11 protein-coding genes and 1 pseudogene are annotated in these 11,123 nt (G+C 42.0%); 3 read left to right on the top strand and 9 right to left on the bottom strand.

The genetic code is table 11. The annotated features are described in order from the left end of the window. Positions 1–1,079: transposase (locus E2L07_RS14000; RefSeq protein WP_134228778.1), on the bottom strand; the 1,079-nt coding region annotated here is incomplete at its 3' end. A gap of 427 nt (positions 1,080–1,506) precedes the next feature. Beyond that, the gene (locus tag E2L07_RS13995; RefSeq protein ID WP_053432586.1) at positions 1,507–2,832 is read right to left on the bottom strand and encodes a 6-phospho-beta-glucosidase; all 1,326 of its coding nucleotides are present in this window, start codon (positions 2,830–2,832) and stop codon (positions 1,507–1,509) included. Positions 2,833–3,002: 170 nt separating this feature from the next. On the opposite strand from E2L07_RS13995, the gene chbG reads away from it, so the two are divergent. After that, a complete protein-coding gene (gene chbG / locus E2L07_RS13990; RefSeq protein ID WP_053432587.1) occupies positions 3,003–3,716 on the top strand; it encodes a chitin disaccharide deacetylase in 714 nt (237 codons plus the stop codon). 20 nt (positions 3,717–3,736) lie between these two features. Here the strand turns inward: chbG and E2L07_RS13985 are convergent, their stop codons facing one another. After that, positions 3,737–4,483, bottom strand: a complete 747-nt coding sequence (locus tag E2L07_RS13985; RefSeq protein WP_010897087.1) for a GntR family transcriptional regulator — start codon at positions 4,481–4,483, stop codon at positions 3,737–3,739. 405 nt (positions 4,484–4,888) lie between these two features. Here E2L07_RS13985 and E2L07_RS13980 point away from each other — a divergent pair. After that, positions 4,889–6,619 (top strand): annotated as a pseudogene (locus E2L07_RS13980) (glycosyl hydrolase family 18 protein). 224 nt (positions 6,620–6,843) lie between these two features. Next, a complete protein-coding gene (locus tag E2L07_RS13975) occupies positions 6,844–7,140 on the top strand; it encodes a hypothetical protein (protein ID WP_010897089.1) in 297 nt (98 codons plus the stop codon). A 72-nt stretch (positions 7,141–7,212) separates the two neighbouring features. On the opposite strand, the gene E2L07_RS13970 is transcribed toward E2L07_RS13975, so the two are convergent. The 6 genes from E2L07_RS13970 to E2L07_RS13950 form a co-directional block, all read right to left on the bottom strand. Then, positions 7,213–7,602 (bottom strand): ectoine synthase, encoded by a 390-nt coding sequence (locus E2L07_RS13970; RefSeq protein WP_053432589.1) that lies wholly within the window; start codon positions 7,600–7,602, stop codon positions 7,213–7,215. 39 nt (positions 7,603–7,641) lie between these two features. Continuing rightward, a complete protein-coding gene (gene ectB, locus E2L07_RS13965; RefSeq protein WP_010897091.1) occupies positions 7,642–8,925 on the bottom strand; it encodes a diaminobutyrate--2-oxoglutarate transaminase in 1,284 nt (427 codons plus the stop codon). A gap of 106 nt (positions 8,926–9,031) precedes the next feature. Next, on the bottom strand, positions 9,032–9,601 hold the full coding sequence (gene ectA / locus E2L07_RS13960) for a diaminobutyrate acetyltransferase (RefSeq protein ID WP_010897092.1): 570 nt from the start codon (positions 9,599–9,601) through the stop codon (positions 9,032–9,034). 357 nt (positions 9,602–9,958) lie between these two features. After that, positions 9,959–10,096: a hypothetical protein gene (locus E2L07_RS20870; RefSeq protein WP_010897093.1), complete on the bottom strand. Its 138-nt coding sequence runs from the start codon at positions 10,094–10,096 to the stop codon at positions 9,959–9,961. Between the two features lie 88 nt (positions 10,097–10,184). Further along, positions 10,185–10,301: a YfhE family protein gene (locus tag E2L07_RS13955; protein WP_010897094.1), complete on the bottom strand. Its 117-nt coding sequence runs from the start codon at positions 10,299–10,301 to the stop codon at positions 10,185–10,187. 65 nt (positions 10,302–10,366) lie between these two features. After that, positions 10,367–10,918 (bottom strand): GNAT family N-acetyltransferase, encoded by a 552-nt coding sequence (locus E2L07_RS13950; protein ID WP_041821274.1) that lies wholly within the window; start codon positions 10,916–10,918, stop codon positions 10,367–10,369. Positions 10,919–11,123 lie beyond the last annotated feature (205 nt).

Here is an 11,123-nt window from a genome sequence, read left to right as displayed (position 1 = left end):
GTATCAATTTGTGGTGTCATCGATTGATGGATACGAAGCGTTCTACCAGTTTTCGCGCCATTACAGCATTGAATATGCTGTTCATTCGAACAGGAAAGTCCTTCTTGCTTGTATTTTGGATCAAAGACTGGGCAAGTCCAAACATAGTGTTCTTTTGCTTCATCCAACCCTTTCAATTGTAACTTATGGCCACTAATACAATGAGGAACACCATACCTATCCAGCTTGGTCATGCCACAAGATTCAAGTGCTTTATCTTGAATTTTACGTGGATTTATGGGAGCCAATAGCTTTGCTTTAAGAATGGATTTTGTGTGTTGTTGATTGTCCGCTGATTGATAAATCCCATCTGCGCTCACGTATTGCACTGTTTTTAGGAACTCTTCAGGAAGATCTTCCGTTACCTTTTCCAAAGTGGGTTCTAGTGTTTTTGCATCATGTTCGTCTCCTTTAAACACACTTCTGGACAAAGGAAGTTCAGACTCTACACCACAGACCAAGGAGATTTTATGTGCAATGTACGTGACGGTATTGCTTTTTCTCATCACGCCTACGTTATCATCCGTAGGAATCTTTGGGCAATGACATGGCTCAGAATGGCTACATTTCTTCATTTTATGGACAGTGGCTTCCGCATCTACATGGGTGGTATCTACAGCGAGTTGTTCTTCTTTTCCTACGATACCGTGAAAAAGATTGTAGCTCACCATAAGTTGCCGAGCTTTCTCCCAAAGTCCGTTTTCAATCATGATCTGATCAAAACGTTCAAATGTTTTCAAGGATGGTCGTGTATCAAAACCACAGACCATCCGGAAGTCAGAGTTCCCAATAACTTGAAGGTGTACACTGGAAACCATTACTTCCACATAGAGGAGTGGAGCCAAGAGGAAAGCTTTTAATAAAGCATAAAAGTTCACTCCTTTTCGTCCTTTGGCAGATCTCGTAGGCAATGTGCTCAAGTCCTGTGGAATATCTGGAAATAATTCTGTTGAAGATGGGGCTGCATCCGTTGAAGTTCGTTTTTTAAAATGATATTCAAACCGTGCTTGGAGAAATTCTTGTTCAATGGGAGAGAACACCTCCTCCCAAGGAAACTCCAACCCTAATTTAACATAAGGAAGGTGACGTAAAGAAGAAAATGAATCTTCTGTAAATGAAAAAGAAGGTTGAAGATAGATTACATTTGAATAAGATTTTGGTATGATAGAGGTAGTCATAATGAACTCCTTTCGTGATAGTTGCTAGATACTTCTATTCTACCAAAGGAGCACCATTATGGCTTTTCTTTTTGCCTGAATGATCAAAGTTTCCGTTTTCCATAAAAATCCTGTAAATAACTAGAATGACGATATGGTGAAATGGCTGATTATGGCCAAAAATCGCTAAAATTGAGGTTTGACAAAACATAAAGAACTTGATCACGTAAAAAGGTATGGGAACACATCTATAGTAGCAAATTGAATGGAATCAGTAATATCAAGGGTTACAGAAATTTGTCCTGTGGCTCTAAATAACAGCTCCCTTACGATAAAATTGGGGTAAGTGCTCTTTATGAGCATCTAGCAATTCGTCTAGGACGACCTTTGCCTTTTTTTCGTCAGCGACAAGAGGATTCATGATGAGGGCATTGTAAGCGTCGTAATAATCACCGGATAGGGCAGCTTTGATAACAAGCTGTTCGAACGTTTTCATGTGCCCGATTAACCCTTTAATATGTGGTGGAATCTTTCCAATCGCAAGCGGTCTTGGGCCGTCTTTTGTAATGACAGCATTAATCTCAACGACCGCATCATCCGGTAAATCTCGGATACTTCCGTTATTAAGTGTGTTCACAGTCTGAATGTCCTGTTTGTTCGTATAGAGACTTTCCATTAAGTTGCACGCCGCTTCACTATAGTAGGCGCCACCGCGCTGCTCAAGCTCTTTCGGTTTTTCTGATAATGATGGATTTTGGTACGTCAGAAAAAGCGAATCTTCTACTTGCTTGACGATTTCAGCCCTCGTTCCATTGTTTCTAAAAGCATCGAGATCCTTTTTTAACACCTCCTCTGTTTGGAAATAATATAAATGATAAGGGTTTGGCAGCAGCTGGAGCGCTGTGACAAACGCCTTAGACCACCCAAGAGAGACAATGTTTGCTGGAGAGTAATCGACCTTGTCTTCCGTTAGTTTCGCTAATGCTTCGGTCGTCCGGTCTTCGCCGCGAATAAACACCCTTTTTCCGAACACAAAATGATTCATGCCAATAAACTCAATCTCCACTTGTTCGACAGGGCAGGAAAACATTTCGGCAATTCCAGTCCTCATATTAAATGGGATATTGCATACACCAACAACTTTTTTGTGTGGACTATGGTGCAGTAAGGCCTCTGTCACAATTCCCGCTGGGTTAGTAAAATTGATCATCCAAGCTTGGGGACAAATGTCGTGAATCGCTTGGGCAATTTCAAGCAAAACAGGGATTGTGCGAAACGCTTTAAAGACTCCACCAGCTCCATTCGTTTCCTGCCCGATCAATCCGTGCTTTAACGGAATGCGCTCATCCTTTTCCCTTGCTTCCAGTCCACCGACACGGATTTGTGTCGTCACAAAATCTGCGCCTTCTAAGGATGCCCGTAGGTCAAATGAGCTGTGAACATGGATCGGATAACCTGAATTTTCGATCATTCTCCTAGATAGAGCTTCGATAATCGCGACTTTTTTTGCCCCAGCTTCGATGTCAACAAGAACAATTTCACGAACAGGTATCTGATCATACCGTGTGATCAATCCTTCAATAATTTCGGGGGTATAGCTGGAACCTCCACCGATGATAACCACTTTAAGTGACATTTTTTCTCCTCCTTCAATAACAAAAGAAAACGCTTCCTCTAGTACATATATATCATATTTGTTATTACTAATCAATTATTAATTGTAGTTACTTATTTTTATTTCCCTTTTTATACGTAATGACAATTTTATGGTATAATAAGAGGGAAACTTAGAGGGGGGACTACACCGTGAAACTGATTGTCAATGCAGATGATTTCGGATTATCACGTGGCGTAAACTATGGAATTGTTGATGCTCACGAGCTAGGCATCGTAACGTCCACGACGATGCTGACGAACATGCCCGCAACTAATCACGCGTTTCAATTAATGGAGAAGTATCCTAAGCTAAAGGTTGGGGTTCATTTAACGTTAAGCTGCGGTGCACCGATAACAACCGACTGCCCTACATTAATCAATCCCCAAGGGGAATTTCGCCTTACGAGCCAATATCCGTTATTAAAAGAACATGGATTGAGCGAAGAAGAAGTGGAAGCTGAGTGGGAGGCGCAAATTCAACAGTTTTATAAACGAGGGATGACACCGTCTCATCTCGATAGCCATCACCACATCCACACGTGGGAGCCGATCATTCCCGTGATCAAACGGCTTGCGCAAAAATATGACCTCCCTGTGCGAACTGGATTTCGAAATCCACCAAACGGGGTTAGGCTTTGGTCTGATGTCATTGATGCAGGCTTCTACGGAGAGGGTGTAAAGGAGAAGTATTTCATTGAGCTCTATGAAAAGTTTAAAGCGTATGACGGAACGATAGAAATCATGTGTCATCCAGCATACATTGACGAAGTGTTGAGACAGCATTCTTCTTATGTGGAAGGCCGTTTGAAAGAATTTGAAATTTTAACAAGGATTAAGCTAGCCGAAGATGTCACCCTTATATAATCAACGAAACCGACTCTGACTTATGACGTCTGAGTCGGTTTTTGGTAGTTTCGTTCGATCGTAAAGCTCGCCTTTTCACCGTGAAAATAAGCAATGGAATACTCGATTTTTGTATCGTCCGCTAAGTACGCATGGGTTTCAATTTGAATACAAGGATCTCCAATAGAGATTGATAGCTTTTCAGCGACTTCTTCATCAGCGAGGACGATATGCAAATGCTCTTTCGTCTTTGCTAATGATAGATCAGGATGACTTTGCAGCAATTGATAGAGAGAGTGTTCACAGCCTTCTTTCGTTAACCAAGTCGTTTTGCGCCAAGGCAAATAAGAAATTTCATATTGTAGAGGGGCGTCGTCTGCATAACGAATACGTTCAAGGCGGTGGACAGGTTCATTTTCGTCAATTTCCAGCATAGCCGACAAAAGCTCATCAGATGGAACAACAGTTAAATCAATTACTTGTATTTTCGGTTTTTTCCCTTGCAGGCGTAGCTGTTCACTATAATTTCCTTCGGTTGCAGATAACGTTTGCTTTACTCTGCGGCTTGCGACGAAGGTTCCTTTTCCTTGAATTCTCTCTACATAGCCATCGATTACGAGTTGTTGTAATGCATTTCGAATCGTTGTTCGACTAACGTCGTACATTTGGCATAGTTCAGCCTCTGTCGGCAATTGAGATTTAACTGGATAAACCCCTTGTTGTATGGCGTTAACTAACTCATTTTTAACATAGGAGTGTAGAGATTGATCAATGTTTTTTTTATTCACGTCCGCTGTGACTCCTTTCGGTCGATTAAATGACTATCAATCAGTATGATTATTGTTCACGTTCATTATAACATTTTCTAAAAAATAAGTATCAAATAGAATCATCAAAGGTTATAACAGGACAAAATTCACACAAATGACCACCGCATGTTTTCGCAAATCTAACAATAAAACTAGTAAAAAAGATATTTTCTTTATAGATAAAGGGAACTATTTTCTAAAGATTCTAATAATAATATTGAACATATTTGTTATTACATTTATGATCATTTTAGTAGTAACTTTTATTTTTGATGTTGTTACTACAAATAAAAATTGATGAGGAGGAAGAGATGAATGAGGTTTCGTAAACGAATGGGGAAACTGCTCATATGGATCGTCACTGTTTTACTAGTGGTCACATGGATGCCAGCTGATCAGGTTGTAGGTGCAGCTGAAACGTCGGACGACCAATACAAAATTGTCGCCTACTATCCTTCATGGGGAGCTTATGGCCGTGATTACCAAGTGTGGGACATTGATGCGTCTAAGATTAGTCATATAAACTATGCCTTCGCAAATATTTGCTGGGACGGGAGGCATGGAAATCCAGATCCGGCAGGACCTAATCCGCAAACATGGTCGTGTCAAGATGAAAATGGAGTGATTGATGTTCCAAATGGTTCGATTGTTATGGGTGATCCTTAGATTGATGCACAAAAGTCAAACCCAGGTGATACATGGGACGAGCCACTTCGTGGGAATTTTAAGCAGCTGAACAAATTAAAAGAGGAGCATCCTCATTTAAAAACGTTAATTTCAGTCGGTGGGTGGACATGGTCTAACCGTTTCTCTGACATGGCGGCAACGAAAGAGACGAGAGAAAACTTCGCGAATTCAGCCGTCGAGTTTATTCGTAAATACGGGTTTGACGGTGTCGATGTTGATTGGGAGTATCCAGTGAGTGGAGGTCTTCCCGGAAATAGCCGTCGTCCAGAGGATAAAGAAAATCACGTCCTGCTCTTACAAGAGGTGCGAGACAAATTAGATGAGGCGGGGCAGGAGGACGGCAAAGACTATTTATTGACGATCGCTTCAGGTGCTAGCCCTGGATATGTGGAAAACAATAAGCTCAATGAAATTGCTGAGATTGTTGATTGGATCAACATCATGACCTATGATTTTAACGGTGGCTGGCAAAACATTAGCGGTCATAACGCCCCGCTTTACTATGATCCAGCTACTGCAAATACGGAGTTGCCGACGCCAGAACATTTTAATGTTGAAAGCGCTGTTGAAGGGCACTTACAAGCTGGGGTGCCAGAACATAAACTCGTATTAGGCATGCCTTTTTACGGTAGGGGATGGAGCAACTGCGATGGGGCCAATCAAGGCGAGTATCAGCGCTGCGCTCCTCCGCGTGAAGGAACATGGGAAAACGGTGTCTTCGATTTTTCTGATCTTGAGGATCATTATATTAACAAGAATGGCTACCAGCGGTATTGGAACGATGTAGCGAAGGTTCCTTTCTTATATAATGCAACAAATGGTAACTTTATCACCTATGATGATGAAGAGTCTTTCCGATACAAGACCGATTTTATTAAATCTAATAATCTAGCAGGCTCCATGTTTTGGGATGTGAGCGGTGATCATAACGGAACGCTACTTACGGCATTAGCGGATCAGCTTGGCTTTACTCCAGATGAAGGGCAAGAACCAGAAGAGCCTTCTTTAGCACCGACTAACATTCAGGCGACTGAGGTTACGTCAACAACTGTTACCCTTACGTGGCAGGCACCGACCGAAGAGCCAACGCAATACTCGGTAGCCTACGATTCAAAAGAAAAAACGACCACTCATACAACGATTACGATCGAGGATTTGCAGCCTGAAACGACGTATACGTTTGTCGTTTCTGCTGAACATAAAGACGGAATCCGTCATGCGGGTCAAGCTCTCCAAGTCACAACGAAATCTGAAACTGGCGGTGACGGGTGTACTGCTCCGACATGGCAGGCAAACAATGTGTATACAGGCGGAGACCAAGTTCAGCATGGAGGGAAGCTGTATGAAGCGAAATGGTGGACGACAGGTGAAGAGCCGGGAACAACAGGTGAGTGGGGCGTGTGGAAGCTTATTGGCGATTGTGAATAACGATATTCGCACAGGCCGGGTAAGCATACCAGCATACAATAAAAAATACCATGGGAATAGTCGCCTTTATAACTAGAGGGGGGAGGTCACGTGGCCTCCTCCTTTTGCTCTTTTGAACGAGGACACTAACTGCAACAGTCAACGGAAAAAAAACGAGGGCATTTTGTTGCTTTCTTGTCATTCATTTTATACGATAAAAAGAGAGGCTAGGGAGGGATGATAAGATGAAACTATACAAAGCTCACTTCCTGCACCCTTATACGAACGTTCCACTTATCGTATATTTCAATGAAAATAGTGGTCTATTAGCTTTTGAAAAGGACGAAGAAGTGATTAAAGTGATGACCATGTTTGAAAGTAAAATCAAGGACAAAGCAGCATTTATGGCCAATCTCGAGAAATCATCGCACTTATGTCAAACGAGTTACCCTGTGACGTCTTTAGAAGATGTGTATGAATTTCTTGAACAGATGGGTGTTGAAAAAGAAGACATCAAATTCAAACCCGTCTTGCTCCATTAACAATATAAACTTGCTCCATTAACAATATAAAGGGGAAAAGGACGCAAGCCTCAGGCTTACGTCCTTTTCTCATTATTCGTCGTCGACTAGCGGATACACACCATTTTCATCATGGGTCTCTTTCCCTGTAATTGGTGGGTTAAAGACGCAAACCATACGCATATCGGTTTTGGCGCGTAGCAAATGTTCGTCGTGCTCATCAAGTGCGTAAATTTCATTCGCCTTAATCGGCCACACTTTGCCGTCTTTGACTGTCTCAACTTCACCTTCGCCTTCGATGCAGTACACGGCTTCGAGGTGGTTCTGATACCAAATGTGCGTTTCTGTCCCTGCTTTAATGATAGTGTCATGGACGGAATAGCCCATTCCATCTTTTTTTAAGAGCAGTCTGCGACTCGTCCAGTTCTCCCCTTTAACTTCTTGTTCTGTTCCAATGATATCTTCTAATTTAACGACTTTCATGTCTGTTCCTCCTATTGGATCGATTCGTTTTCGTGTAAGTTATTGCATGACAAGCTCTTTGGTTTCGACAAGAGCTTTGATGCTTTCTTCAATGATAGCTAACCCTTTTTCTAACCCTTCATCATCGATGGTGAGTGGCGGGAATAGCTTAAACACTTCATCGTTCGGACCTGAAGTCTCCATTATGAGACCGCGGGAAAATGCTTCTTCCGTCACTTTTGAAGCAAAGCCTTCTACATCAGACGCGATTCCGACCATAAACCCTTTTCCTTTTACTTCCCCTTTTATTTCAGGGTATTCCGTTACGAGCTTAACAAGGAAATCAGAGATCGTTGCTGATTTTTCTTGAATGTCTTTTTCGAAGGAATCATCTTCCCAATAAGACAAGGCTTCGGTCGCTGTGACAAACGCGTGGTTATTTCCACGGAACGTTCCGTTGTGTTCACCTGGTGCCCAAATGTCTAGCTCAGGTCGGAAGAGGGTAATCGCTAACGGAAGCCCAAAGCCACCGATTGATTTTGACAAACATACGATGTCAGGTGTAATCCCTGCGTCTTCAAAGCTAAAGAACGTGCCAGTGCGTCCCACTCCAGCTTGAACGTCATCAATAATGAGGAGAATTCCCCAGCGTTTGCAAATCTTCTCTACTCGCTGCAACCATTCTGTACGAGCGGCATTAATTCCGCCTTCTCCTTGAACCGTTTCAAGGATCATCGCAGCAGGAATTTCAACACCTGAACCGCCATCCTCTAAAAAGCGCTCCAAGTAATCGAGTGTATCAAGGCTTTCACTGACAAAATTGTCATAAGGCATAGTCACTACGTTCGTGAGAGGGATTCCGGCCCCTTTTCGCTTGAATGAGTTCCCAGTCACAGACAAGGAACCGATCGTCATGCCATGAAATCCGTTAGTAAAGCTAATAATATCCGTACGGCCAGTCACTTTTCGCGCAAGCTTTAACGCACTTTCTACGGTATTTGTCCCAGTAGGTCCAGGGAACATCACTTTATAATCAAGGTTTCTCGGTTTTAAAATGACATCATGAAATTTCTGTAAAAACTTTCCCTTTGGCGTTGTGGCCATATCGAGAGAATGGGTAATTCCGTCATCCATAATGTAGTCCACAAGCGCTTTTTTCATTTTCTCATCATTATGTCCGTAGTTTAAGGCGCCTGCCCCAGAGAAAAAATCAATGTACTCTTTCCCGGCTTCGTCCCACATTTTATAACCTTTTGCTTTGGTGAAAACGGTTGGAAAGCTACGGCAATAACTTCGAACTTCCGATTCCAATTGTTCAAAAACGTTCATATCTGTTTGGCTCATGTTTAATAAGCTCCTCCTTGTATTTAGATACCGATACTCGGTATAGGTATTATGACCGTTCGAAAAACCCCTTTAACAATTCTTACTTGTTAAGAAAATGAAAGGTTTACGGGTGAAGGGGACCGATACGGAAAGTTAATTCAGCTTCATGATCATCGCCAGGGAATAAATCTTCAGAGAAACATTCACTCACTTCACATTGAGTGTTATACTCCCGAGCTAGCTTTTGAAACAAAGCCTGTGAAGCTTTATTTGAAGGGGTAACAGTTGCCTCAACATAATTTACATTGCTACAGATATCACGTGAAATTAATTCTTGAAGCAATTTGGATGCGAGACCTTTCCCGCGTTGTGATGAGTCAACACCAATTTGCCAAACAAATATAACATCTTGGTGTTCAGGTGGAATAAAGGCCGTTACAAATCCGACCAATCTTTCGTTTTCCTTTGCGACAACACACGTTTCCGCAAAGTATTCGCACATCATAATGTACTTGTAAGGTGAATTCGTGTCGAGCGTTGACTTGTTAACCAGTTCCCACATGGCCGCGCCATCTTCCACTGTTGGTTTTCCTATCGTAATTGTGGTATCCAACGTTTTGGGAGGGGCGGTTGCAATTTGACTGTTAATAATGAATCCTCCTTTGAAGGCTTTTTCATTGCATTGAACCTGCAATTCAAATCTCTTTTTTATCATAAAGTGACCTCGTGTAATTGGCAAATAAGCTCAATCATGATTAATGAGGGTTAATCGGCTTGAAGCGGGATAGCGTTCGCTAAGAACGTTGCTCTTATGAAATGCTTCCATATTGTATGGTTTCCTGACAGTTTGAATAATTAGATAGGGAAATGGAGGCCAGTAAAGGAGATGGCAAACCTTAATGTCACAATGGTTTGCAGCATGTTTATAACAGATGGGGGTGAAACGCAGAAAAGAAGGTAAAAAAAACAGATTTTTTGAAAAAAATATGTAAAAGTAGCTACAATGCAAAGGAAATGGGCCTCACCAGTAGCGAAGCCCATTCAACCTAGTCTATTTATTTTTTCTTTTTTTCGCCCGTTGATTTGCTGCCTTTGCGCGAGCTTCAGCTTCCAAATCTTCCGCATCGGCAAATTCTTCGTTATACTGCTGCTGTTCAAATTCCTCTTTATTTCGTTTCTTTTTACCCACGTAAGATTCCTCCTAACCTGGTTCTTAAAGAAAGCTTTTGCAGTGGCTTTCCACCATAGTGTGACCAGGCTAGAATCGGATATTCCTACTACTTTTTGGTGTTTTCAAACTGGCGATCTGCTGCTTTGAAATCGGATTGATATGTTACTTGCTGAGCTTTCTTTAGTCGATTCCGTCCTTCTGCCATACGCTGCTTTTTGTCCATTATACTCACTCCTAAAGGAAGTTTTCATTAGTGTGAACAGGAGTGGGGGACATTATCCATTTCTTTTATGCTTCCATGGCTTCATGCTGTGTGTTGGCGGTGCGTAATGTGTGCAAATGATAGTGATCTCGCTCTACTTGAAATAAATCATATCTGTGCCCATCAGGATTTAATTGTTGAAACAAATCTGGGCGAAGATCATTGGCAAGCGAGCAATAAGGCAGCTTTTTTGCCGCTTCAATCGAGCGACGATTTCCAGTACGAATGCGCATAAAAACAGTCTCTATTTGATGGGTAAAAAACAATTCGGTGAAAAAGGCATTCTTCGCAAGCTGGTTATAGCCTTTACCGAAATATGGTTTGCCAATCCATGTGCCTAAAAAACCACGATGATTTTGAAGGTCGAATAACGTAATGACCCCAATCGGGCTCTGCCATTCATCTACAATCGTTCGTGAAATGAGACGGCCTTGTTCTTCAAGTTCGATCGTCTGCTTTGTCAAAAACACAAACTCTTCATAAGAATAGGCTTTTTGCCGAACATATGGAAAAACAGCTGGGTCAATCATCAAATCATACAAAACGTGACAATCGGCAACGTCTCGTCTTTTTAACACCATATTAAAAAGCCCTCCTTTAATCGAGGGCGAATAGGCCGTCCACCCTCGAATTTATCATGTGATGCAAATAAATTCGGGGTGGGAATCGAACCCACTAGAACCAGAAAAACTGGTGGCGCACCAATTGCCTTCCCAAAACGTATTTAGTTGAAATCAGCGAAATAATGTGCTGACATTGAATTATAGTACAAATTCCTTATGT

The sequence above is a fragment of the Halalkalibacterium halodurans genome, assembly GCF_004376175.1.
GTDB lineage: Bacteria > Bacillota > Bacilli > Bacillales > Bacillaceae_D > Halalkalibacterium > Halalkalibacterium halodurans.
This window is presented reverse-complemented; position numbering and strand designations above follow the sequence as displayed.

Excerpts from the sequence above, each read along its gene's own strand:
- ectB (WP_010897091.1), bottom strand. The coding sequence starts at position 8,925 with ATGAGCCAAACAGATATGAACGTTTTTGAACAATTGGAATCGGAAGTT.
- E2L07_RS13975 (WP_010897089.1), top strand. The coding sequence starts at position 6,844 with ATGAAACTATACAAAGCTCACTTCCTGCACCCTTATACGAACGTTCCA.
- E2L07_RS13955 (WP_010897094.1), bottom strand. The coding sequence starts at position 10,301 with ATGGACAAAAAGCAGCGTATGGCAGAAGGACGGAATCGACTAAAGAAA.
- E2L07_RS13995 (WP_053432586.1), bottom strand. The coding sequence starts at position 2,832 with ATGTCACTTAAAGTGGTTATCATCGGTGGAGGTTCCAGCTATACCCCC.
- E2L07_RS13970 (WP_053432589.1), bottom strand. The coding sequence starts at position 7,602 with ATGAAAGTCGTTAAATTAGAAGATATCATTGGAACAGAACAAGAAGTT.